General features: G+C 52.6%; 22 protein-coding genes. 5 read left to right on the top strand and 17 right to left on the bottom strand.

What is annotated here, in order from left to right; genetic code table 11:
* Positions 1-34: 34 nt before the first annotated feature.
* Positions 35-619, bottom strand: a complete 585-nt coding sequence (locus PAEVO_RS23570; protein WP_100539950.1) for a nitroreductase family protein — start codon at positions 617-619, stop codon at positions 35-37.
* Between the two features lie 300 nt (positions 620-919).
* Here PAEVO_RS23570 and PAEVO_RS23565 point away from each other — a divergent pair, with 300 nt between their 5' ends.
* Positions 920-2,920, top strand: coding sequence for an alpha/beta hydrolase family protein (locus PAEVO_RS23565; protein WP_100539949.1), 2,001 nt, complete (start codon positions 920-922; stop codon positions 2,918-2,920).
* A gap of 107 nt (positions 2,921-3,027) precedes the next feature.
* On the opposite strand, the gene PAEVO_RS23560 is transcribed toward PAEVO_RS23565, so the two are convergent.
* The 13 genes from PAEVO_RS23560 to PAEVO_RS23495 form a co-directional block, all read right to left on the bottom strand.
* On the bottom strand, positions 3,028-4,188 hold the full coding sequence (locus tag PAEVO_RS23560) for an N-acetylglucosamine-6-phosphate deacetylase (protein ID WP_100539948.1): 1,161 nt from the start codon (positions 4,186-4,188) through the stop codon (positions 3,028-3,030).
* Between the two features lie 14 nt (positions 4,189-4,202).
* The gene (locus PAEVO_RS23555; protein ID WP_100539947.1) at positions 4,203-4,940 is read right to left on the bottom strand and encodes a glucosamine-6-phosphate deaminase; all 738 of its coding nucleotides are present in this window, start codon (positions 4,938-4,940) and stop codon (positions 4,203-4,205) included.
* Between the two features lie 45 nt (positions 4,941-4,985).
* Entirely contained in the window at positions 4,986-6,260 is a 1,275-nt protein-coding gene (locus tag PAEVO_RS23550) for a Gfo/Idh/MocA family protein (RefSeq protein ID WP_100539946.1), read from the bottom strand.
* Positions 6,253-8,373, bottom strand: a complete 2,121-nt coding sequence (locus PAEVO_RS23545) for an alpha/beta hydrolase family protein (RefSeq protein WP_100539945.1) — start codon at positions 8,371-8,373, stop codon at positions 6,253-6,255. Before PAEVO_RS23545 ends, PAEVO_RS23550 begins: the two co-directional genes overlap by 8 nt.
* On the bottom strand, positions 8,370-9,611 hold the full coding sequence (locus PAEVO_RS23540; protein WP_100539944.1) for a Gfo/Idh/MocA family protein: 1,242 nt from the start codon (positions 9,609-9,611) through the stop codon (positions 8,370-8,372). Before PAEVO_RS23540 ends, PAEVO_RS23545 begins: the two co-directional genes overlap by 4 nt.
* Before the next feature lie 16 nt (positions 9,612-9,627).
* Positions 9,628-10,458, bottom strand: a complete 831-nt coding sequence (locus PAEVO_RS23535; protein WP_009591862.1) for a carbohydrate ABC transporter permease — start codon at positions 10,456-10,458, stop codon at positions 9,628-9,630.
* Positions 10,451-11,332, bottom strand: a complete 882-nt coding sequence (locus tag PAEVO_RS23530; protein WP_090910407.1) for a carbohydrate ABC transporter permease — start codon at positions 11,330-11,332, stop codon at positions 10,451-10,453. The genes PAEVO_RS23535 and PAEVO_RS23530 overlap by 8 nt, the downstream gene beginning before the upstream one ends.
* A 79-nt stretch (positions 11,333-11,411) precedes the next feature.
* The gene (locus PAEVO_RS23525) at positions 11,412-12,725 is read right to left on the bottom strand and encodes an ABC transporter substrate-binding protein (protein WP_100539943.1); all 1,314 of its coding nucleotides are present in this window, start codon (positions 12,723-12,725) and stop codon (positions 11,412-11,414) included.
* A 334-nt stretch (positions 12,726-13,059) separates the two neighbouring features.
* Positions 13,060-14,097 carry a LacI family DNA-binding transcriptional regulator gene (locus PAEVO_RS23520; RefSeq protein ID WP_100539942.1) on the bottom strand — a complete coding sequence of 346 codons (1,038 nt, stop codon included), beginning with the start codon at positions 14,095-14,097 and terminating at the stop codon, positions 13,060-13,062.
* A gap of 315 nt (positions 14,098-14,412) precedes the next feature.
* Positions 14,413-15,633 carry an asparaginase gene (locus PAEVO_RS23510; protein WP_100539940.1) on the bottom strand — a complete coding sequence of 407 codons (1,221 nt, stop codon included), beginning with the start codon at positions 15,631-15,633 and terminating at the stop codon, positions 14,413-14,415.
* Between the two features lie 470 nt (positions 15,634-16,103).
* A complete protein-coding gene (locus PAEVO_RS23505; RefSeq protein ID WP_100539939.1) occupies positions 16,104-16,919 on the bottom strand; it encodes a hypothetical protein in 816 nt (271 codons plus the stop codon).
* A complete protein-coding gene (locus PAEVO_RS23500) occupies positions 16,909-17,451 on the bottom strand; it encodes an RNA polymerase sigma factor (RefSeq protein WP_100539938.1) in 543 nt (180 codons plus the stop codon). The genes PAEVO_RS23505 and PAEVO_RS23500 overlap by 11 nt, the downstream gene beginning before the upstream one ends.
* Before the next feature lie 159 nt (positions 17,452-17,610).
* On the bottom strand, positions 17,611-18,225 hold the full coding sequence (locus PAEVO_RS23495) for a TetR/AcrR family transcriptional regulator (RefSeq protein ID WP_165789742.1): 615 nt from the start codon (positions 18,223-18,225) through the stop codon (positions 17,611-17,613).
* Positions 18,226-18,454: 229 nt separating this feature from the next.
* On the opposite strand from PAEVO_RS23495, the gene PAEVO_RS23490 reads away from it, so the two are divergent.
* Entirely contained in the window at positions 18,455-18,661 is a 207-nt protein-coding gene (locus PAEVO_RS23490) for a cation transporter (protein WP_100539936.1), read from the top strand.
* A gap of 25 nt (positions 18,662-18,686) precedes the next feature.
* Positions 18,687-19,025 (top strand): TipAS antibiotic-recognition domain-containing protein, encoded by a 339-nt coding sequence (locus PAEVO_RS23485; RefSeq protein WP_165789741.1) that lies wholly within the window; start codon positions 18,687-18,689, stop codon positions 19,023-19,025.
* A gap of 73 nt (positions 19,026-19,098) precedes the next feature.
* Here PAEVO_RS23485 and PAEVO_RS23480 read toward each other — a convergent pair whose 3' ends face one another.
* Positions 19,099-20,490 carry an MATE family efflux transporter gene (locus PAEVO_RS23480; protein ID WP_100539934.1) on the bottom strand — a complete coding sequence of 464 codons (1,392 nt, stop codon included), beginning with the start codon at positions 20,488-20,490 and terminating at the stop codon, positions 19,099-19,101.
* Positions 20,491-20,646: 156 nt separating this feature from the next.
* Between PAEVO_RS23480 and PAEVO_RS23475 the strand changes: the two genes are divergently transcribed.
* Positions 20,647-21,516, top strand: a complete 870-nt coding sequence (locus tag PAEVO_RS23475) for an AraC family transcriptional regulator (RefSeq protein WP_100539933.1) — start codon at positions 20,647-20,649, stop codon at positions 21,514-21,516.
* Between the two features lie 183 nt (positions 21,517-21,699).
* Entirely contained in the window at positions 21,700-21,852 is a 153-nt protein-coding gene (locus PAEVO_RS33950) for a hypothetical protein (protein WP_164817478.1), read from the top strand.
* 143 nt (positions 21,853-21,995) lie between these two features.
* Here the strand turns inward: PAEVO_RS33950 and PAEVO_RS23470 are convergent, their stop codons facing one another.
* Both PAEVO_RS23470 and PAEVO_RS23465 read right to left on the bottom strand, forming a co-directional pair.
* On the bottom strand, positions 21,996-22,397 hold the full coding sequence (locus tag PAEVO_RS23470; protein ID WP_100540248.1) for an ester cyclase: 402 nt from the start codon (positions 22,395-22,397) through the stop codon (positions 21,996-21,998).
* 68 nt (positions 22,398-22,465) lie between these two features.
* Positions 22,466-22,813 carry an ester cyclase gene (locus tag PAEVO_RS23465; protein ID WP_100539932.1) on the bottom strand — a complete coding sequence of 116 codons (348 nt, stop codon included), beginning with the start codon at positions 22,811-22,813 and terminating at the stop codon, positions 22,466-22,468.
* Positions 22,814-22,826 lie beyond the last annotated feature (13 nt).

Genomic DNA, 22,826 nt, shown 5'->3' with positions numbered 1-22,826 from the left:
TTATACCGGATTTTTGCGGCTGAGGGTAGATCAACTACAGGTCTGCAGCACTATTCAGCCATACCGTTTTGTTCGCTGCCGGTTGACGTTTCCCCTGCTTAGGTTCCATATCCGGATATCCGATGTACAGGAAACCTAGCATCTTATCTTCAGGCTTCAATCCGAACGCTTGATTCATCAGCGTATGGAAACACGGCTCGCCCGTTCTCCACACGGCACCCAGACCCAGCTCATGAATTTGCAGGAGCATATTCTGAATGCCGGCGAATACCGCTCCGTACTCTTCAAGCTCGATCACCTTGGGATCCGGGGACGGTTCAACCGCCACACCGATGACAACCGGAGCCCGGTATGCCTTCGTACGTCCCGACTCGCGCGCTGCATTTACAGCCTCTTCACTCGTATCATCGCCGCCTGCCGCCTGTATGTCACCAAGGGCGTTGCCGAGCACGTCGCGTCCCTCCCCTTGCATGACAAAGAATTTCCACGGCTCCGTGAGCTTGTGATTTGGCGCCCAGGTTCCTGCTTCTATGATCTGTTCAATCCATTCCTGCGGCACGGCGTCAGGCTTGACCTTGCCAAGGCTGCGGCGCGTGCGGATCGCTTCACTTACGTTCATATCTCATTTCCTCCCGAGCTATATATAGTTGGTGTAATTTGCATACTCCTAATTGAGAGCCTGTCTCAATTATAACAAAAAGCACACCATATCGCTTCTAAATTGACCAGTTGAAAATTAATGAGCTGTTTTCACTTCTAAATCCTCCTATTACAATCTAGAAATATTGTAATTAACCCTCTATTTTACTAGCATTTGGTACGAAACATTCACATTTGCTCTCTCATTTTTTATCTAGATTTCCATGCCATTATCTGGGATAATGAGGTTTAACTCACAAGAAGATTAGGAGGATGATTCATGACTGATAAGCGACTCATAACGCCAGAGGATTTGTACCGGATGCATTGGGTAAATGACCCTGTCGTCTCCCCAGCTAGTGGAGCCATAGCCTATGTACATAAATCCGTCAGCGAAAAGTTCGACGGTTACCGTTCCCATATCCGTCTGCTTCCTCCAAACGGAGACCAGGACGTCCCTTTCACATCCGGCGAGGCGGATACAGCACCCGCTTGGTCCCCTGACGGGTCGGAGCTTGCCTTCTTGCGCAAAAAAGGCGATAAGCCGCAGGTATGGATCATGCCTGCCAACGGAGGGGAAGCAAGGCCGGTTACCGACATGAAGCACGGAGTCAGCGCCTTCAGATGGTCTCCGGACAGCGCACGCCTGCTCGTTAGAAGCGAGGTAGAAGCTGCAGAACCTACGGAAAGCCAAGAATCAGACAAAGACGGTAACAACAAGCTGCCTGAGGAAAAGATCATTAATCGCATTAAATATAAAGCCGATGGCGCCGGATTGTGGAATGAACGCCGACATCATCTATACCTCGTGAATCCGGCAACGGAAGAGTCCAAGCAAATTACAGAAGGAGATTTTGACGTATATGCCTTCGCCTGGTCACCGGACGGTGCCCGCATCGCATACAGCAGCAGCCTTGCCACGGAGCAATTCCCGGATCCGGATCTTCGTTTGACCGGCGATGTGTTCGTCATGGACCTTGCCAGCGGATCCGTAACCGAATTGACGGATGGAACCCTCTCGATCGGCTCCATTGCATTCACCCCGGACGGGCAGTATATGCTCATGCTTGCCAGCGATCTCAGCTGCGGTTTTGCCACGCTGACCAAAATCCACCTGGTCCCGCTCTCGGGCGGAGCATCCCGCGTCCTCTTCACGGACATGGATATTCAGCTGGGGCACGCCGCGGTCAGCGACATGAGAGCCGGAGCCGGAACGCCTCCTCTGTTCAGTAAGGACGGTCAATCCGTATACATCCAGCTCAGCCAGGATGGCGGCGTCCATATTGGACGTTTTGCCCTGGACGGTTCTTCTTACGAACTGGTGGTATCGGGTGAACGTGAGGTGTACCAATTTGCTCTGACATCGGAGGAGAACGTGGTGTTCGCCGCTGCCGACCCGCTGCAGCCCGGCGATCTGTTCAGCTTCTCTATCGCCAAGAACGAGGAGAAACGTCTGACAAACTGCAACGAGGAGCTGTGGAACGAGCTTACGTTAAGCACGCCGGAGTCCTTTACGTTCCGGACGTCGGACGGCTGGCCGATCCAAGGGTGGATCATGAAGCCAGCCGGCTTCACGGAAGGCGCGAAAGTCCCGGCCGTGCTGGAAATTCACGGCGGTCCGCAAGCCATGTACGGACATACGTTCATGCATGAGTTCCAGCTGCTTGCTGCAGCCGGCTATGCGGTATTCTACACCAACCCTCGGGGTGGCCACGGGTACGGTCAGGTACACGTCAATACCGTTAGAGGTGATTACGGCGGTCGGGATTACCAGGATCTGATGGAAGCGGTAGATTATGTTCTGGATACCTACACCTATGTCGATGCCTCCCGTCTTGGCGTAACCGGCGGCAGCTACGGCGGCTTCATGACCAACTGGATCGTCGGTCATACCGACCGGTTCCAGGCTGCGGTAACCCAGCGCTCGATATCGAACTGGATCTCCTTCTACGGCGTCAGCGATATCGGCTATACCTTTACACAGGATCAAATCTGGGGCAATCCTTGGGACGATCTCGAGAAGCTGTGGAAGCACTCCCCGCTCGCTTATGTGAAGGACGTCAATACACCGCTGCTCATCCTTCACGGCGAACAGGACCTCCGCTGCCCGATCGAGCAGGGAGAACAGCTGTTTATCGCGTTGAAGCGACTGGGCCGGGAAACCCAGCTGATTCGCTTCCCTGGCGCGGATCATAACTTGTCCCGAAGCGGCCATCCTCATCTGCGGGTTAAACGCTTGAGTCATATCGTCCGTTGGTTTGTGGAGCATATCGAAAAATAACATAAAAAGAAAAACCATCCCTGTGCGAGCTGGCGCAATGAATGCTCGCATCAGGATGGTTTTTTTATATTGGTTTTGCGCAAAACCAAGCTCCTCTTGACCTTTCATCAAACAGGACCGTACACCGTCTCGCCCGCTACAACGGTCTCCCTGACCAACATGCCCGAACCGTCCGCACCGCAGTCGAACAGCGTCAGGTTCGCCGGGTTCCCGATCGCAAGACCGCCCAACTGCGGCATATCCAATACCATAGCCGGGCGGTCCGTGACCGCGCTTACCGCTTCCGCCAGCGTCATATCCGTATAGCGGATCGCATTCGCAATGCCAACGTCCAGCGAAGAAGCGGATCCGGCCAGTATCGCCGGATTCGCTACCGTATGCAGGCGCCCGTCTGCCGTCAGCTCCACTTCGCCTCCGATGAGGCTGCTGTAGCGACCGGGAGCCATGCCGCCGAACATGACGGCATCGCTGACAAGCACCGCTTTGTCCCGTTTCGCCCGCAGCATCGCTTTCAGCACAGGGGGCGCCAGATGGTGGCCGTCCGGTATAAAGGTGGCCCATAACCGGTCGTCCGCCAACTGATGCCAGATATAATTGGGGTGGCGCGGCATAACGGGCTGCGAACCGTTTCCCAGGTGCGTCGAAACCGTCGCCCCCGCCCGCACCGCTTGATCGATCTGTTCCCCTGCAGCCATCGTATGCCCGATCGCCACGACCACGCCCGCCTGGACCAGCTTCTCTATAAAAGGAACCGAGCCTTCGCGCTCCGGCGCGAGGGTCACCATCCGGATAAGCCCGCCGGCCGCATCCTGCAGCCGCTGAAACTCGTCCCAATCCGGATTCCGGATATACTCCCTCGGATGCGCCCCTCGACTTCCATCTTCACCGGATAGATAGGGGCCTTCCATATGAATGCCGGCAATCGAGGCGCTTCCGAGCTGTTTGGACTCGGCATACTTGTACAATCCTCGAAATGCCTGACGCATCCGGTCATAGCTGCCCGTGATAACCGTCGGCAAGTATGTGGCAACCCCTCTGCGGTGCAGCGCCCGCGTAACGCCTTCAATATCGCTCGGCGACGTCACGGTTCCATTCAAATCGTATCCGCCGAAGCCGTTAACCTGCACATCGATCCAGCCGCTGCTGATCCAGGGCAGCGCCGCCGTCTTCTCGTCTTGCCCCAACCGCCGGATAGCCGTAATCCGACCGTCTAACGCTTCTACCTCTACCGGCTCACCGGTATGCGGGAGCTTTCCACGCCACATCATAGGCATCCCCCTAACTAAGCCCATTGATAAATCGGCGCTGCCGATGCTTTATCCAGATATAGCATCCAGCTGGGATGCGTCTTCAGGATGGTAGCCGGCACCCGGTTATCCACCACGCCTTGAATCGTATTCTGAATGGCTGCCGCTTTCGCCTGATGGGGCACGACCGATACGATATGCCGGCTCTTCAAAATCTGTTTGACCGTCATCGTAATCGCCTGTTTAGGCACGTCCTCCTTCGATGCAAACCAGCCTTCCCTTACCTGCTGGCTCTTGCATGTATCGCTGAGATTCACGATCGTATAAGGCGAATCGTTATCAAAATCAGCCGGCGGATCATTAAAGGCAATGTGCGCATTCTCCCCGATTCCGATCAGGGCCAAATCCACGGGCGCTTCGACGATCTCCTCATTCAGCCGCTTCACCGTTTCCTCGGGATCGCCCTCCCCGTTGATGAGCCAAGCTTGGCCGACGCTCACATATTTCAGGAAGCGCTCCCTCAAGTACTTACGAAAGCTCGCAGGATGAGATTCCGGCAGCGCGATATATTCGTCCAAATGGAACATTTCGATTCTTTCCCATTCCAGATTCAGCTTCACGAAGTGCGACAAAAACTCGAATTGCGACGCGCCCGTCGACAGGACGATGCGCGCTTTTCCTTTGTCCGCGATCGTTTCGCGGAGAATGGCCTCGCAAGCGCGGGCCGCCTCCAAACCTGCTTGATCCGCATGTTCCAAGATGTTCAACTGCATAATGATAATTCCTCCTTGTTGTACAGCGTTATCGAACGGCAAGCCTTAAACGAGAACGCTGCTATTCAGAAACTCCTCCAGCCTCACCATGCGCTTCTCTACGCGGGAACGCTCGGCGGCAAAGGCCATCAAATGACTCTGTATCGACGCTTGGGCAGAGGTTGAACTGTTATGCCGTCCCTGAGATTGGACCGACTTCACAAAATCCGCAATCAAACGCATATCCCCGCCGCCATGGCCTACATGACCTTCGGGATCGACGAGTCGGATGACTTCCTGCTTCCCGCTGCCGAAGCGGCGGATCTCGATCTCGTTGGTTTCCATTGTGGCCCGAATCTCGCCCTCGGTCCCCATTAGCTTGATGGTACGGTTACATTTCTCCGTGAACGCGCTCATCGTGAACACCGCCGTTATGTCATGCTCGAATTCCATACTGACGACCTGATGATCCACGACATCGTTATCGCAGTGGTAGACGCACCGGCCAAAAGGGCCCTCCAGCATCGCTTGGTAACGCGCTTCGTAACTCGGGTCGTTGCTCGCGGCCTCGCCTTTCCAGCCCGCATTCTCGATCAAATACGTATTCGGCGCATAATACTGGCATTCATGGGATACCGGGCATCCATCCAGGCAGCGCTTCGGCGCGCCCGGCGGAGCCGATTCCGGTCGAAAATGGGACAGATGTCCATAAGAGGCCACGCTTAGGCATTGGCCCCCCGCCAGCCATTGCATAATGTCAAGGTCATGGCAGGATTTGGCCAAAATCATCGGGCTGGATGACTCGCTGTTATTGAAATATCCCCGCACATACGAGTGGGCCTGGTGCCAATAGCCGACGTTCTCATTGTGATGGATCGACATCAAGCGGCCGATCCTTCCCTCATCAAGCAGACGTTTAAGCTCTTGGAAAAAAGGCGCATACCGGAGAACATGGCAAATCGTTAAGGTGCGTTCGTAGGCTTCCGCCTGCCGGCCCATATCGATGCATTCCTGCCATTCCGGCGACATCGGTTTTTCCAGCAGCACATGGTACCCGGCTGCCAGCGCCTTCATGGTCGGCTCATAGTGGTCACGGTCCCTCGTACAGATGAAGACCGCATCCGATTGACGGGGTCCGGCAAACAGGTCATCCCAGCTCGTGAAGCACTTCTCATCCGCTATCCCGAACTTCGCTTGGCAGCGGCTGCGCCGCACCTCATCCGGATCGGCAACGGCAACAATCTGCATTTCCTCCGGCCGCTGGATCGCATAACCGCTGTAGATCATGCCGCGAAGGCCGGCCCCGACCAGCGTGACCGTCAATGGTTTTGGTTTACTCATGTTCTTCCACTTCCTTTCCCTCTAGTCGCCTGCGACTTTCTCCCCGCGATTGGTTCAGCTCGGAGGGATCAAGCACCTTGAAAATACCGGGAAACACGACGCTCATCGCTTCCTCCTCCTCAAGCTGCCGTGCCCTGACCAGATCAGCCGCGCTGCTCACAGGATGAACGGCCGTAATCTTCCCGATTCTTCGGTCAACCTCCGCGGCAAGCTGCACATACAGCCCTTCCCGACCCACGGTATAGAACGGGATCGCTCCCGCCTGCCACTCATCAAAATGCGAGATGACCTCCATGCACCGGAGGACATCGTGCGTGCGCAGCGCAGCCAAACTGTCCCCGAGCCAGATCAAATCATCGGCAAGCTTATGCAGCACGCCAAAGTAGGAATGCGCTGGTTTCCCGTATATCGGATAAGGCTCATGGGGACCGACGCCGGACGTATTCAGCACCAGTACCGCACGGCCGGATCGGCAGGTCTCCCGAATCCAGGCCCAGTGATCCTTCAAGTGGCGGGTCCCACCACGCCAAACCGCAACGGTCAGCGGCTTCCTTCGTTCGGCTGTAACCCCGGCCAGTCGGAATACATAACCGCTGTTCATGATGCCTTCCTGCGACCACCACAAGCGATAATCGGCCTCAAGGCCCTCCACTGCGCCCAATCCAATAATGCGCGGGTTCAATTCGCAAGGCTTGCGGAAGGCACAGATTTTCTCCAGCAGCCACTGCCTTGCTTGATCCTGTCTTTGCTGCGTCGGCAGCAGCGAACGGGCTGCTGCCAGTTGGTCGTAGCGATCGGCATTGAAATCCCGGATCGACCTTGCATCAGCATTATCCCGATACACCTGACCGCTGGGACTGCACCACAGTTGTTCCGGAGGCAGCGCCTCTATCTTCATGGCATCGTTGGGAGCAGCCTTCACCTCAAGATGCCGGACGAAGAATTCCGCCGCTGCCGCGGCCATCCGGTCCGTATAGCGGTGCGTCGAGGCATCGGTCACAAGCTGCAGGTCACCCGGGTGACCGAGCAGCTCCCAGAAGCGCCTGCAGCGATCAACGGTGCGCCTCGTACCTTCAATCGGGAAAAAATCGTATTCCGCCGCCAGCACGATCAACGGCTTCGGTGCAAAAGCGATGAGCAGATCCTCATGGTCGTAACCCAGCCCGGACAGGCCAGGCCATACCTGCTCGGCGTCCTGCACGCCCCCGGCATGCATGTAAAGCTGCCGGTTCATGATGAAGGTGGCCGGAGCCGCTGCCGCAATGCGTTCATCGCAGACCATCAGCATGGCCGTCTGCGTTCCGCCGCCGGAATTTCCCGTTACGCCGATCCGCGACGGATCGACCTCCGGCCGTCCGTACAAGTAGTCGATGGCACGCATGGCATCGTGAACGAAATATCGGGCTACGCTGTCGCCGAGCATATGGCACTGGACGCCGTACTGCTGATGCTCCTTCGTTCCCCATATGACGCCCCCTTCCCGATCCTCGAAATCATGAAGGCTAAGGCGCTCGCCCTGCCCGATCGGATCGATGGCCAGCACGATGATGCCCGCCCGGACGAAGTGCTGGATGACGCGCTGATAATAGGCATCATGCTTCGCCCCCAGCTCGTGCCCGCTCAGAAACAGGACGGCCGCGGAGCGTTCTTCCCGGTGATCGGGCAGATACAGATTCGACGTGACATCATACCCCGGAAGGGACTCGAACATGACCTTCTCTACTTGAAAGCCGGTTCCGCGAATACTTCCCGTCGTGCGTCCGTTACGAAGGGAATCGGTTCTACCACCTGACATGTTACCGGCGTTCCCGGCGAACCAGTGCGAATGCTCCTTAAGCGGAGAGTTGTCAGGCGATGTTTCCTCCCCGAAAACCGGCCCTTCCTCCCTTTCCGGGTTCGCGAATGCATTGGGAAGACCACCGATGGATCCCAGGAAGGCCGCCCTTATGTCCTCCTGCCGCTTTCTTGCCGCCTCGGCCGTGACGATGGCGTCCCGAATGGCATCCCCGGCGGCAAATGCGGCATCGGAACGCTCGAACACATGCGCCTTCAATTGATCCCGCGTGTCGTATAACGTGCAGATATACTGCTCCAGTTCCTGAACGCTGTTCATCTCGATGAACTCCCGTTGACAAACGTCGGCGAAACGTCCGGAAGCTTCATCGCCCGGCCTTCGGCAATGGAGCGATTGGCTGTGGCGCCAATCAGAAGGGATTCCGCGCCTACCGAGCTGTCGGCTTGTTGGCCTAGCGGATCCTCGATCCCGCCTTCGAACAGTGCCTTGCGCAGCTTCGCATCCCCGCCGCCATGACCGGCGGCCGATGTATTGACCTCGACCAGCTCTTCCGTGCCATCGGCTCTGAAGATATGGATCCGGCTCGCTTCCCCTTGCTTCATATCCGCGTTGCTGTATACATTCGAAACCTCGATCCGGCCTTTGCTGCCGTTGATCGCGGCGCGCCAACCCTCATACGGGCTATAGGCGACGAGAGAATAGGTCAGCATCGCATCATTGTCATACCGGACATTGACCGACATCGTGTCACAAATGTCGATACGGCCGTCAAACAGGCACCGGTCCCGCAAATAGCCGTCGGCTTCTTCCGCCTGGCGATAGTATTTTTCAAGAAACGGATCCTTTTCGATATCCATATAGAACTCGCACTCGCCTTTCCGGTGGCAAGTCAGGCACCGTTCTCCGTGATCCTGCCGGTCGTCCCCGTACACCCGTCTCGTCCCGAACGCATGAACTTCCGCGGGACGGCTGTTCATCCACCAGTTTACGATGTCGAAGTGATGCGTGGACTTGTGAACCAGCAGCCCGCCGCTGTTCTTCATCTCGGCGTGCCATCTGCGGAAATAGTCCGCGCCATGCCGGCGGTCCAGAAACCACTCCAGATCAATATGGTAAACATCTCCGATGACTCCTTGCAGCAGCAGTTCCTTCACGGTCGCAAAATAAGGCGCAAACCGAAGGTTGAACGTGACCGTCACCTTCTTCCCGCTCTCCGACTCCGCCTGCAGGATCTCTCGGCACTTGTCCTCGTCAATCGTCATCGGCTTCTCACTAATGACGTCGCAGCCTGCCCTCAAGGCTTGCACGATATAGGTATGATGCGTGTAATCCGTACTCGCCACGATTACGACATCCGGCTTCGCGGCGGCGATCATTTCGTCAAAATCATCATACACGGGTATTCCCCCGCACTCCTCGCTCAGAAAGCGCGCCCGCATGGGATTGGCATCATACACGCCTTCAAAGGCAAGGACGCCTCTCCAGTCAGTAACCATCGGCTTAGCAAACATATACAGCGCTCTCGATCCAGCGCCGACCAGCACGTACTTCTTCATGTCGTAAGTTCCTCCTTCAGCCTTTCATCCCTGTCGAAGCGATGCCTTGAACAAATTGCTTCTGCGCGAACAGATAGACGATAACGACCGGCAGCGTCGTAATAACGGCCCCCGCCATCAGCAGCGCTTGATTGACGTTCTCCGATTTCAGGTAGAGCAAGCCGAGCGGCAAAGTGTACAATTCCTTGTCTTGCAGGTAAATCAGCGGGCCCAGCGTGTTGTTCCACGCGCCCATGAAGGTGAATACGCCCAGCGCCGCCAGCGCCGGCTTGCACAGCGGCAGATAAATTTTGAAGAATATGCCCGGCGGGCTGCAGCCGTCGATCGTAGCAGATTCATACAGCTCTTTGGGCAAGGATTTAATGAACTGATGCATCAGGAAAATACCGAACGCCCCGCCCAGAAAGCTGGGGACGATCAAAGGGTAATACGAATTTAACGCCCCGAATTCCTTCCAGATGAAATAGGTCGGGATCATGGTCACTTGCGACGGAATCATCAGGGTAGCCAGCATGATCATATAAATGAGCCCCCGCAGCCGAAAGGTAAACATCGCCAGCCCGAAGGCCACGAAAGCGCTGGAGACCAAGGATCCCACCATCTCGATCGAAACGATGAAAAAGCTGTTCAAGGTATATCGACCGAAGTCGACTTTATTCCATATCGTCACATAGTTATCCCAATTCAGTGGATTCGGGATGAGCTGCGGCGGCATCTGCGAGATGGCGCCAACCGTCTTCAGCGATGTGGACAGCATCCATATGAACGGGAACACCATGAAAACCGCACCGGCAATCAGCAGCAGGTACATCAGCACCTTAAGCAAGGGGTGAGTCGTCTTAGTCATAGTGCACCCACTTTTTCTCGAAATACTTCTGAAACAACGTGAAGCTCAGGATGATGACAAACAGCAGCCAGGCCGTTGCCGATGCCGGTCCCATTTTGAAGAGCAGGAACGCGTCCCGGTACACCAGCAGATTCGGCACCATATTTCTCTCCGGTATGCCCGTGGTGATGGAACCGAACAGACCGAGGAACACGTCGAACGCCTGGAATGCCGAGATGGTAGACAAAATCATGACGAGATACACCATCGGCGTTACCATCGGGAATACCACCTTCGTCAGCTGCTTCCAGCCATTGGCGCCATCGATCTGCGAGGCTTCCAGCACCTCTTTCGGAACGTTCTGCATGCCGGCCAGAATCATGATCATGGATTGGCCCACGCCCTTCCATACCTGAACGATCGCGATGCTGGAGATGACCATCAGCCAATGGCTGCTGTCAATCCATTTGACGGGGGCAAGCCCGACAGACTCCAGCACCCAGTTGATCACGCCGTATTGATAGTTGAACATCCACACCCAGACCACGCCGCCGGCGATCCACGGAGTCACAACGGGCAGGAAATAGAACAGCCGGAACAAGCCCTTGGCCCGGATGGCCTGATTCAGCATAAAAGCGATCACGAACGCCATTAACGTCTGAATCGGCACGAAGATGAGCGCAAACACAAACACGTTCCGGATGGACACCCAGAACTCGTGCTTGTTCAGGACCCGCACCCAGTTGTCCAGCCCGATCCACCGCGGCGGGTTAAACAAATCCCACTCCGTGAATGAAATATACGTGGAGAAGAGGATCGGAAATAAGAGAAACACCACGACATTGATGACAAACGGCAATGTGAAGATATAACCCCAGTATCCTTGTTTCTGCATGACACACCTGCCTTTCGTTAACGGAGCAGGGATGCAGTCCGATACGTCGCCAAGACTGCATCTCCCTGATCCATGAAAGTTATTTACCGGAGTCCAGCACATCCTGAACCTTGGCATGAATATCCTTCACGCCGTCTTCCACCGAAACATTGCCTACCATGATTTCATTGACCACCTGCTGCACCAGAATGCGCCATTCGCTCCAGGTAGCATTCTCATCCAGGGTAACGCCGCCTTCGTTAATGCCGTCCGTGAAAGCCGCTTTGTTCAGAGGTTTGGCGGTGCTGTCCTTCAATTGATCCAGCGCCGACTTTTTTACGGGCAGCGTGGATCCAGTCTTGACGATGATATCCTGCACTTCATCGCTGAGGTAATATTTCAGGAACTCCCAGGCGGCATCCTTCGATTCCTGCTTCGCTCTGGAGGAGACCAGCCACGTGTTGGCTACCATCGGAACATAGCGCTTGCCGTCAACCCCTTTCGGAATTTTGACGACATCCCAGTTCGTATCGGCAAAGCTCTCGTTCATATTCACCTGCAGGCTGTATTGAAGGAAATACATCGCGGCCTTGCCGCTCGCGAATACTTCGAGCTCGCCGCCGTTCGCTTTCAGGAAATCGATATCGGCAAAATAGCCTTGATCCAAACCGTCATACAGCTGCTGTAATCCGGCCGCGGTTTTGGGGTCGTCAAACCGCGATTTCGTCAGGGTGTCGTCCAAGGCGGAGCCGCCTGCCTGCTTGATCCAAGGAAACCAGCCGTTGGTTATGGAAAAGGAACCGATGAATCCGAATTGGCTGGTTTGGTCTCCTTCCTTGATCGTCAACTGCTTGGAGGCCTTAATGAGGTCGTCATAGGTCCAGTCGTCGGTCGGTACCGGCACGTCGGCCTTCTCGAAGACATCCTGGTTATACGCCAGCGCAATCGGGTTAATGCCGTGGGGGACACCCCAGATCTTCCCTTCCGGCGTTTTGGCGGAGAACAGGCCGTCGATGTATTCGTCCGCTTTCAGGTCGGCATCAATGTAGGAGGACAAGTCCTCTGCCACGCCTCGTTCCCCGTAGCTAAGTATGGTGGCGTTCTCCTGGAACCAGACGTCCGGCATCGTGTTGCCTGCAATTTGCGTGGCGATCTTGGACGTAAAGTCCCCCCAAGGCGCCTCTTGGATTTCAACGTTGATGTGGGGATGGGACGCAATAAAGCCGTCGATAATCTCCTTACTCGTCACCTCGTAGCTGCCGGGTAGCCCAATTTTGAGCGTCACTTTGTCCTTGCTGCCTCCCGGTTCGCCCGGCGGAGTTTCCCCGTCGGTTGACCCGCCGGATGAGGAGCACGCGGTGAACACCATCATAAACGCAAGCATCAGGGTGAATACCTTTACCTTTTTTGACATTGAAAACCCTCCTTTTTGAGTTACAAATAGAGATTGCGTGTTTTCTGCTCCAGCTCATTCCAAAGGTATCCATTTTATAGTAATCGATTTCTGTAACGAGTATAGCATGGAAGCCCTTTCTTGAATAGCGTTTTCTATGCTCCCAACGATTATTTTTACAATAAAAGTCTGAATTCAAGCGCTATATAAGGCATTCCAAGGTTCAGCATGAATTGTTTTCCATTCGCTAAATCAAGAAACAGATAGGAAAAAAGTTAGTAATCGATATCTTTTACTACAAACAAATAAAGCCCGAGCAGTTGTGTTATGCCCGGGCTTTATGCCATCCTTGTATTTACTTGATCTCCCGGATATCCCGGACCGATTTTCTCTCCAGCAATTTAGGCTGCAGCATCACATCAAACATCGGACTATCGTCGCCCTGCATCATATCCAGCAGCATTTTGCAGGCCATCTTCCCCATCTCGTAATCGGGCTGCTTCATCGTTGTGAGCGGCGGATGAATCATCTGTCCCACATCAATGCCGTCAAAGCCCATCACTGAAATTTGCTCCGGCACCTGGATGTCGCGCTGCGACAATTCGTTGATCACCCCAAAGGCCATCATGTCGTTGCACGCAAATATCGCCGTCGGCTGCGGCGAATGTTCCAGTAGTCTCTGCGTGAGCTGCTTACCCGTGTCGAATTCGGTGATAGCATTATACACTTCCTCGGTCGGGGACTCGACCACCAGCGGCTTGAGACCCGCGTCCTTCATCGCCGACATATAGCCCTGATGAATGCTTCGGCGGCTTGGGCGATCCAGCTTGGAAGTGACGTAACCGATGCGCGCATGCCCCTTCTCCTGCAGATGCTTGGTTGCGATGTAACCAGCTTTGTGGTAGTCGAACTCAATCTGGTTAATGTTGTCCTCATCGATCTTCTGATCGATGGCGATGACGTTCAGGCCAAGCTTCATCAACTGGATCAACTGGCTCTTATCCTTGGAGATCGAGGAGATGATCAGGCCTTTGACCTGTTTCTCCATGATCGTCCTTAGATACTCGTCTTCCAGCGATGGATCTTGCAGGGAATTGCATACGATTACCGTAAAACTATTCTGCCGAGCCACCTCTTCGATCCCGAAAATGACGGAAGAATAAAATGGGTTCACAATAGAAGGAATGATGACTCCGATCGTATTACTGCTATTCTTCTTCAGCTGCTTGCCAAGCATATTCGGAATATAATTGGACTCCTTCGCGATTTTCTGGATGCGCTCTTTAAGCTCCTTGCTGACAGGATAACTGCTGTTGCTTAACACGCGCGAAACCGTCGCCGAAGAAACATTTGCCATCTTCGCTATATCATGTATCGTGGTCGGCTTCTTCATAGGATCCCTCACTTATAGTAATCGTTTACTATTGTAAAGTATACAAATAGCTGACATAGAAAGCAATAAACCGATGAAAATATCCTTAACGCTCATGCCCGATCCGCAGATCCCGCATTTCTCGGCTATAATCCCATTGGCAGAAACGTTATATTTAGCCGCTGAATGTGACGAACGCCAATATCGATTAGTTTTCCGTGCCGCTTGCAAACAAAAAAAGACCGCCGGGTCATCCCCGGCGGCAAATATATTGGTGGAAGGAATTTCATGGTTCAGTAGGAATAAGGAGCAGCTAAAAAATGACTAAGACTGAGATTACACTTCAGGTGTTCCGTAGGTTGCAAACCAACCCTTAATGGTATTGAAATCATCCGTAAAGGACAGGGAGAGCAGCAGCAGAACGCGGGCTTGCTGAGGACTCAGGTTGTCACCTGAAATGATGCCTTCACCGCCGCCGTATACGCTGCCGGAGCCTGTACGGGTCGTTGTTACGAAAACCACCCCCTTCTCAATGGCTTCCTTGCGGGCCGCGCTCATCTCTCTCGAGATGCCGCCTGCACCGGTACCGGAAGTAACAATGCCTTTAGCTCCGTCTGCCACAAAGCCTCTAATCGCACCACCGCCGGCTTCCTGATAGGAGATTGCAATTTCAACCTTCGCCAGGTCCTCTTTCGTGATTTTGCTCAGATCAAATACCGGTTTGCCTTCCCCTTCCGCCTTCATCGCTCGAAGGGGAGCACGGTATATTCGAATATTCTCATCATCGATATATCCGACGGCGCCCAGCATAGGCGTTTCAAACGTGTCGGTACGGTAGTCATTGGTCTTGGTTACGCCGCGCGCCAGATGAATCGTATCATTCAGCATAAGCACCGTGCCGAAGGATTCCGTGCGGCCGCTTCCAGCCAGCTTGATGGCATTGTACAAGTTCGCCTGCGCATCGGAGCCGATTACCGTCCAAGGCCGCATGGAGCCGGTAATGACTACAGGCTTGTCGCTTTGCACCGTCAGATCAAGGAAGTACGCAATCTCTTCCATCGTATCCGTCCCCGTCGTTACCACGACACTGTCATAGACCTCAAGCGCATGGTCCACCGTCTGGGACAGATCATACAGGTCCGCCATCGTATACGCGCTTGATCCGGAATTGCCGAACTGGAGCGTGCTGATATCCGCGATCTTGTCCGTATTGGGAAGCTCGCCCACCATATCTTCGATCTTCAGCGTACCTGCCCGATAAGATTGGAAGCTGGTGGCATCCGTCGATTGGCCCGCCAACGTGCCGCCAGTCGCAACCACCAGCACGTTGGGCTTGGTCGATTGCTTGGAAACTTCCGATAGAGGAGGTACCGTCGTATTCCTTCCCGGCGCTGCAGAGGTCTGTACGGGTGCAGCCGTACTAACCGTGCCTTTCACTTCCGTCACCGTGGCAGCATGTGCCGCATAGGTTCCAAGAGGAGATAAGGAAATAACAAAAGCGGTGAATGCAGCGGTACTCCAGACCGCTAAAGGACGTTTGGACTTTGGTTTCATCATGGCACTCTCCCTTAATGTTATAATATGTTACATATAAATATGTATTTGTTAGAGTTATTCTATTTAATGTTATTTAATATAACAAACCGAACATATGATAGAGAAATCGTTTACAATTAAAGATAAACATCAATATCATTGAATTTTCACACTTTTTCAATGAATTTAAAATATTATATTCCAGAATAAGGGAGTGCTTAAATGATATGATAGATGCGGATTGTGTAACATAACATCACATATGGATTAGCCGCTCAACTTTTTAAACCGATCCTTTGAACACAAAAAAGGATAGCCCCTCATCATACGATTGGACTATCCTTGTACATACTGTCGTTGGTTATCGATCTAAGTTCATACCGGCATCATCATGCGTCATAGGCCATAATGTTATCAACCACGATGTGACTGATCGAATAGGAGCTCGCTACCGCGCGTTCTCTTAAAAGAAATCAATGAACTTAAGCTCCCTACGCACCGTCAGACTCTGCATTGGTATGGGTCGTTATATGGAATTCCTTCATCATGTTATGGAAGCGTGCACCGAAGCCTTCGGCGGCCTCCAGGAAATACTGCTGCTTCACGACAAAGCTGCCGCCCTGCCCGTTATCAAAAACGTAATATCGTATCACCGGATCATCCCACGCTTTACCGCCGGTTCCGCCTACTGCACGCACCTCCCAGCCTTGAATCGGTTCATCCACCAGATTCGTCTCGACCTTCGGATACTCTTGCAGTTCCGCCTGGATCTGCTCCGCAGCGGTCTTCGGATCCATGCCCGCCTGCGAAATTTCCATGAACACGTCCGGATAGCGGTCATCCGTCGGTTTCTCCTTCAATTCGATGCGGTCCACGCCCGATTCATGGACCATTTTAAACCGGCTCTCATCAATATAAATCACATAATCCGCACCCTCATGCAGCTGATCTACGCTCGTTTCCGGCGTACCCTCAAGCTCCTGCTCGACCGTTTTCTGAGGAGCAAACCATTCCTTCACCTGATCAATAAACGCCTGAACCGGTGCCGTCTGGAAGCTGACGGTCAGCACAATGGCTGCCGCAGCGGCGGTTCCCGCAATCCATCCTGCCGATCTTCGACCGGAACGGCGGCGTCCTTTCGATTCCCGCGGAGCAAAGGCTGTTTCGGCTTCCACTGGCCGCTGGGCTTGCTCGCTATGAATCCGCTCCTTAATCGCCGTCCAAATTTCGTCTTTTTGTCGCATCGCGTCATCCGTACCCTTTTTCAAGCCGTCTTTAATCTCTTGATCCAATGGATCACGTCCCATGCTGATTCCCTCCCCTATTCTGCAGCATCCATTCCTTCAACTTCTTTCGGGCTTTGAACAATCTGGACTTCACCGTGTTAACATTCAGCTCCATCATGTCCGCGATATCCTTCTCGGCAAAATCATTCAAATATTTCAAGATCACGGGAATCCGGTGCTGGTCATCCAGCCGCTGTACCATCTCATATATCTCGCCGTGCCGGTCAAAATCGTAGGTGTCGGTTTCCGCGGGAAGATCCCTCTCCTCCGATATCTCGGAAGGCACTACTCTCGCATGTTTCTTCAAATATCGGTTGCACTCGTTATAGAGAATCCGGTTGAACCACGGGTCAAAGGGTTTGCTTCCATCATAGGCACCGAGGTTTCGGTAAACCCGGATAAACGTTTCCTGGACCACGTCGGCAGCGCTTGCCGGACTTCCGGTTACTGCGGTAGCCGTTCGAATCGCCCGATCCGCGTATAACCGGTAAAGCTCTTCGAACCATTCGTCACTGTATTCCGTCTTTAGTCGTTGTATAAGGTCGTGTACCAAACCGCGCTTTCCTCCTTTCACTTGGCCAATCACTTACAATACCCCGCCATGCGGGTAAAAAGTTTTCGAATGCGTCATTTTTATAGTATGGCAAAAAAAGGATACCCCGATTACACGCTGTTCGGAATATCCTCTACACCATATCGATCCTTATACAGATTAAACCTTCCCCGCTTCAATGCCATACAACTGCCTTACTGCACTGCCAAGAATATGGGTAATCATCAGGGCAATGCTGCTTGGAGACTGTTGCATCCCGCTTTCTATCCAATGCAGGAGAATGCTAAGGTTCGAGGCAGCAAAATAAGCGATCATAAAATCCTTCGGCACAATCGTCTCCGCTAAATCGGGCCTGAGATCAAGTATTTTAGAAATATGCTGGGTCTGCAAAAACTCCTTGATTTGTACCGCAAAAGCAGGGTCGCCCTTAGGACCGAGAATCACCCGAAAAAAATCGGCATGTTCCGCATAATATTCGATCACGTTCACCATGGCGGGATCCGGCTTGCTCCTCGCTGCATAGGACAAATATTCATAAGGATTCAGCTTTTCCATTCTACTCCTCAATCCCTCCCACACTTCACCTTTAACCTGTGAGAGCAGATCGACTGCATCCGTATAATGCAAATAAAAGGTGCTGCGGTTAATGTTGGCTTTTTCAGTCAAATCGCTTACGGTGACACGGTCCGGCCCCTTCTCCTCCATGATCTCAATTAATGCTTTACGCAGCTGCTCCCTTGTCCTTGCTTTACGGCGATCCAGTTTCTCTGACATGGCGCAATCTCCTCTTTTAAAAAAAGTCATTTATAAGAAATTAGACAGTTCCGGATGAATGTATCTACTATGCAACACATTGAAAAAGATTGCGGATTGATCCCATGTATTCCCTATTATATGATCCCATTGTAGTCAATAATCAACATCAATGTCGATTAATTCGATTAGAAAAAGCGAATACCTGAATGTTCGAATGTCCAAATCTTCGATGAAGGAGGGGCAGGTTATGAAAAAAGCTGCATTACAAATTGAAGGTATGAGCTGTGAACTGTGTGTCATGTCGATCGAATCCGCGCTGCGGGAGCTAGGGAGCAAAGGTTCTGCAGATTTGGCAAGCGGTACAGTAACGGTAGAATATGATGAAAGCCAACAATCCCTGGAGAAGATAAAAGAAGCGATTGAAGAGCACGGGTATAAAGTCCTGCAGTCATGAAATCAGTCCAATGGAGGTGACCCGGATGAGCAGTCCGTGGGAATACTTTACGCCGGAGCAGCAGAACAAATTAAAACAGAAGTTCGAGCAATTCGACCCGGAGCAGCTGAAGCGAATGAGAAAAGAATCCAATGAAATCCTTGGTAAGCTGCGAGCCGGATTGGAAGCAGAGATACCGCCAACCGACCCAGCTATCGTCTCATTCGCTCGGCTTCTTGAGGAGCAGAAAGCGCTTTTTCATGATCATGATCCTGAATATGAACGAGCCATTGAACGTTTTCATCTAGAACACCCCTATCAGGAAGATCACGGAATCAACTTAAGGTTTTATCAATATATTCAAAAGGCCGCATCAGCCCGGTAACGTTGTGAAACAAAGGGATATCTCGAGCCAAAACTCGGATATCCCTTTGTTGTTTCGTATAGATGGTTAATACTCAAGCATGGACTGGGGCAGGTTCCATCGGCTGTGCCTGATGGCTCACCGGCTCGACCTGCTCTGCCTTTCTCAAGTGCTTCTGCCCGCGCCAGCGGAAGAAGGACAGCACGCCCCGCAAATACTCGTCGGCAATCATGCAGGAGTATATGCCGATGAGCCCCCACCCCATGTGAATACCGAGTACATAAGAGAGCACGGTCGCGACCAGCCACATCGAGCCAAGGGAAATATACATCGTAAACCTTGTGTCTCCGACGGCATTCAGCGAGTTGCCGAGTGCCATGTTGAGCATTTTGCCAGGCTGGAGAATCAGATTCATGCCCAGAAGCGATGCACCGATCGCAATGATGGTTTTATCGTCCGTAAACAGCCCCAGCAGCTGCTTCCCGAACACATACAGCAGGAAGGCATTGACGACAACGTAAATAGCCCCGATGCCCAGCGCGCGGTACGCGCTCCGATAAGCCTCCTTGATCCGGCCTGCGCCGAACAGATTCGCGATCTGAATCTGGGCAGCCATCGCAATCGATGAGCCCAGCAAGAAACAGAAGGATTCCAGGGTATTCATATACGTACGTGCTGCCAGCTCGGCAGCGCCCAGCGTTGCGATGAAGGAATAGATGATCAGCTGCGTAAACACCCAGCAAGACATATTGATGCCGAGCGGCCATCCAATCTTCAGGACTTCGCCGAACAGCGGACGGTTAAACACCCGGAATTCGTTCCATTTGATCCGGTATTCAAATGAACGAAGGAATATATACAGCAGTAAGAGCACAGCGAGCAGCCGGCTGACCACCGTCGAAATGGCGACACCGGTAAGTCCCCACTGCGGGAAGCCGAAAGCGCCGAAAATAAACCCATAGTTCATAATGACGTGAATGATATTCATTCCGATCGCTACATACATCGGCGCACGCGTGTTGCCGGTGTTCCGGATGACGGTGCTCATCGTAGCCATCATGGCAATCAGCACCATCCCGCCGCCGACAATGGAGATATACGTTCCGGCTAGCGGAAGCAGGTGATCCGGCAGCTGGAGAATCGAAGCGATGGCCTCCGGCATCGCAAACAATATGACGCTGCACACCAATCCGATGATCGTGGTGGCACTCACCGCCATGATGCCGATCGTTCGGGCATCGCCCGTTTTATGCGAGCCGATCTTCTGGGCGATGAGAATGCCGGCACCGCTGGCAACCGTCATGAACAGCGTTGTCATGGCTTGAAACAGCTGATTGGAGAATCCGACCACCGCAACCGCATCATCGGAAATCCGGCTGACCATCAATGTATCCACCGCTCCCAGCAAAAACTGCAGGAACAGCTCGATGAATATGGGCCATGCAAGAACCCATAATGTAAATTTGTTTGTGTTTTTATCCAACATTCCAACCTCCACCCATGATGTAAGGGTTAAACACAATTCATGATGAAACGGTCTTTAACCTTCTCAAATTATAGATGGTATACTGGAGTTATAATATCATTTTCCGAACGAAAACTATCAAAATTCAAACCTCACGAATCACGAAAGGGCTTTCTTATGACGATCCTGAATTTTACCGTTCCGCCGCTGCCGGAATACATCAATAGCGGGCTTACCCGGGCCCCCATTCACAGTGGACATCCCAACCGCAAGAACATTGGCATCTTTGATCTGCTCGTGGTCATGAAGGGGCAGCTCCATGTCACGGAGAATGGCAATCCTTATGAAATCCAACCTGGCATGTTCCTCATCCTGCGTCCCGATACGCATCATTTCGGCACGAAGGGATGTACGGAGGAGACCGATTATTACTGGCTTCATTTCCAAACCTCCGGGGACTGGCACGCGGACGAAGCCTGCCAATCGCCTAGAAGAGAAGAGGCTCCGGAACTGAAGGCGATGACGCCGAACTATTTTTCCGTCAACATCCCCCAATTCGGTACCCTGCCTCAACCGGAAAAGGCCTTGGAGCTTCTGGCTACCATGTCTTCGTTGGTTCAGTACGGTCACCAGGCCAAATTTCTGTGGCGGCAGCAGGTGGTGTTCCAAGAGCTCATCGAGCAGCTGGCCGCCGCACTGGATACGCCGGTGTCCTCCCCTTCCTCCGCTTGTGCCGAGCGGGCCGCGGCTTATCTGCGGAAGCATTATCGCGAAGAGTTCAAGGTGCAGGAGCTGGGTGAACGTATTAACTTCCACCCTGTTTATATCGCACGCTGTATGCAGAAGGAATTCGGCTGTTCGCCCGTTGAATATTTGCAGCGTTACCGGATCGAGCAGGCCAAAATGCTCCTCATGCAGACCGACTTCAGCATCAGCCGGGTTGCTGAAGAGGTTGGTTTCAATCATGCAGCGTACTTTACCTCCTGTTTCACAAAGCAGGAAGGGATCTCACCGCGTAAATACAGGCAGCGGTTCTTCATGAATTAATTCATTTTTACGCAAAATCTTAGAAAGTGGCTTGCAACCTGTGCGGGAAGTCTTTATAATGAGAATTAACCATATGATAATGATTATCATTACCGGACAAGTGAGAATGTGTTGAGAATGGACGTTTGAGCTCCTACACGCTTCGCTTGGAAAGTTTATATATAAAGGAGAGCCGATTGACTTATGAAGACGACTTCCCGCCGCTGTTCTCTGCAAATCGATGATTATTTGGACCTGCTGAACCTCGCCATCCAGCTTGGAGACGTGAAATGGCAGAAAGAAATCACCCGCAAAATGGAAATGACGCTGTCTACGCTGGAGACTGCAACTCAATAAATAATATCATAGGGATTACATAATCCTGCATATAGGAAGACACCCGATCGCGAATTCCAGGCATGTCCCAGGAAAGCCGATCCGGTGTCTTTTTTTTGCGAATAGAATAAACGACCCAGTCACGGGACTGGATCGCCGGTTCTTTAGCTGCCTCGAATTTGGCGCCACATCGTCACCATATCGATCCAACCGCGATGTTCGGTTATTTTACCATCGGATACCCGATATTGACGGTACAGCGTGACATCAATGGTATTCCCTGTTGGAGAGCTGCCAAAAAACATGCCGGTATGCGTACCTTTTACTCCCATTCTTACTAATACCTTATCCCCTTGGGCGATCATCTGTTCCACGTTATAGTGTTTATCCGGAAATGCCCCCAGTATGGTTAAGGCAAATTGTTTCAGACCTTCTTTCGATTGATAAGAATGCTCTTGATAATCGGCCGATAAAAATTGATCCGTGCTGTCCATATCACTCTGATTCCAGAAACTCTCGATAAACGCGGATACCGTTTCCATATTGTTCTGTTCTATTGTTTTCATCATATAACATCTCCTTTGTTCGTTGGGCTTTCCGATTGCTATGCCTGCTATGCCGTTAACATCCGCAGCTACTTTGCCTGGATTTGGGGCAGCAGCGTCCCTGTATCGAACCAACCGCTTTGATCTGCAATCTTCCCATCTACGATATGAAATTCCCGGAACTGGGTAATCTGAACGGATTTGCCCGTCGGCGGGTTTCCTGCAAAGTTGCCGTTATGCGTTCCTGTAATAACGATCCTTGCTATGACCTTCTCCCCTTGGGCTAAGGTCTCGGCTAGTATATAGTGTTGATTCTCGAAGGCTTGTGCCATCTGTTCAGCAAAAAACTGATCCGTATGATAAATATCCCCTTTATTCCACATCTCCTCAATCTTTGCGGTCACCATTTCGATATTGTTCTGCTCTATGGTCTTCATGAAAAACATCTCC

The sequence above is a fragment of the Paenibacillus sp. GM2FR genome, assembly GCF_002803325.1.
Classification (GTDB): Bacteria; Bacillota; Bacilli; order Paenibacillales; family Paenibacillaceae; genus Paenibacillus_AQ; species Paenibacillus_AQ lautus.
Note: the sequence above shows the minus strand (reverse complement) of the source record. Positions and strands in the feature narration are given on the sequence as shown.

What these genes read in the sequence shown, in the direction of transcription:
- PAEVO_RS23530 (WP_090910407.1), bottom strand. Translation starts at nt 11,332, where the DNA reads ATGCAGAAACAAGGATACTGGGGTTATATCTTCACATTGCCGTTTGTC.
- PAEVO_RS23560 (WP_100539948.1), bottom strand. Translation starts at nt 4,188, where the DNA reads ATGATGTGGCGTGGAAAGCTCCCGCATACCGGTGAGCCGGTAGAGGTA.
- PAEVO_RS23475 (WP_100539933.1), top strand. Translation starts at nt 20,647, where the DNA reads ATGACGATCCTGAATTTTACCGTTCCGCCGCTGCCGGAATACATCAAT.
- PAEVO_RS23535 (WP_009591862.1), bottom strand. Translation starts at nt 10,458, where the DNA reads ATGACTAAGACGACTCACCCCTTGCTTAAGGTGCTGATGTACCTGCTG.
- PAEVO_RS23510 (WP_100539940.1), bottom strand. Translation starts at nt 15,633, where the DNA reads ATGATGAAACCAAAGTCCAAACGTCCTTTAGCGGTCTGGAGTACCGCT.
- PAEVO_RS23490 (WP_100539936.1), top strand. Translation starts at nt 18,455, where the DNA reads ATGAAAAAAGCTGCATTACAAATTGAAGGTATGAGCTGTGAACTGTGT.
- PAEVO_RS23485 (WP_165789741.1), top strand. Translation starts at nt 18,687, where the DNA reads ATGAGCAGTCCGTGGGAATACTTTACGCCGGAGCAGCAGAACAAATTA.
- PAEVO_RS33950 (WP_164817478.1), top strand. Translation starts at nt 21,700, where the DNA reads ATGAAGACGACTTCCCGCCGCTGTTCTCTGCAAATCGATGATTATTTG.
- PAEVO_RS23480 (WP_100539934.1), bottom strand. Translation starts at nt 20,490, where the DNA reads ATGTTGGATAAAAACACAAACAAATTTACATTATGGGTTCTTGCATGG.
- PAEVO_RS23495 (WP_165789742.1), bottom strand. Translation starts at nt 18,225, where the DNA reads ATGTCAGAGAAACTGGATCGCCGTAAAGCAAGGACAAGGGAGCAGCTG.
- PAEVO_RS23570 (WP_100539950.1), bottom strand. Translation starts at nt 619, where the DNA reads ATGAACGTAAGTGAAGCGATCCGCACGCGCCGCAGCCTTGGCAAGGTC.
- PAEVO_RS23465 (WP_100539932.1), bottom strand. Translation starts at nt 22,813, where the DNA reads ATGAAGACCATAGAGCAGAACAATATCGAAATGGTGACCGCAAAGATT.
- PAEVO_RS23545 (WP_100539945.1), bottom strand. Translation starts at nt 8,373, where the DNA reads ATGAACAGCGTTCAGGAACTGGAGCAGTATATCTGCACGTTATACGAC.
- PAEVO_RS23565 (WP_100539949.1), top strand. Translation starts at nt 920, where the DNA reads ATGACTGATAAGCGACTCATAACGCCAGAGGATTTGTACCGGATGCAT.
- PAEVO_RS23525 (WP_100539943.1), bottom strand. Translation starts at nt 12,725, where the DNA reads ATGTCAAAAAAGGTAAAGGTATTCACCCTGATGCTTGCGTTTATGATG.
- PAEVO_RS23520 (WP_100539942.1), bottom strand. Translation starts at nt 14,097, where the DNA reads ATGAAGAAGCCGACCACGATACATGATATAGCGAAGATGGCAAATGTT.
- PAEVO_RS23555 (WP_100539947.1), bottom strand. Translation starts at nt 4,940, where the DNA reads ATGCAGTTGAACATCTTGGAACATGCGGATCAAGCAGGTTTGGAGGCG.
- PAEVO_RS23540 (WP_100539944.1), bottom strand. Translation starts at nt 9,611, where the DNA reads ATGAAGAAGTACGTGCTGGTCGGCGCTGGATCGAGAGCGCTGTATATG.
- PAEVO_RS23505 (WP_100539939.1), bottom strand. Translation starts at nt 16,919, where the DNA reads ATGGGACGTGATCCATTGGATCAAGAGATTAAAGACGGCTTGAAAAAG.
- PAEVO_RS23470 (WP_100540248.1), bottom strand. Translation starts at nt 22,397, where the DNA reads ATGAAAACAATAGAACAGAACAATATGGAAACGGTATCCGCGTTTATC.
- PAEVO_RS23550 (WP_100539946.1), bottom strand. Translation starts at nt 6,260, where the DNA reads ATGAGTAAACCAAAACCATTGACGGTCACGCTGGTCGGGGCCGGCCTT.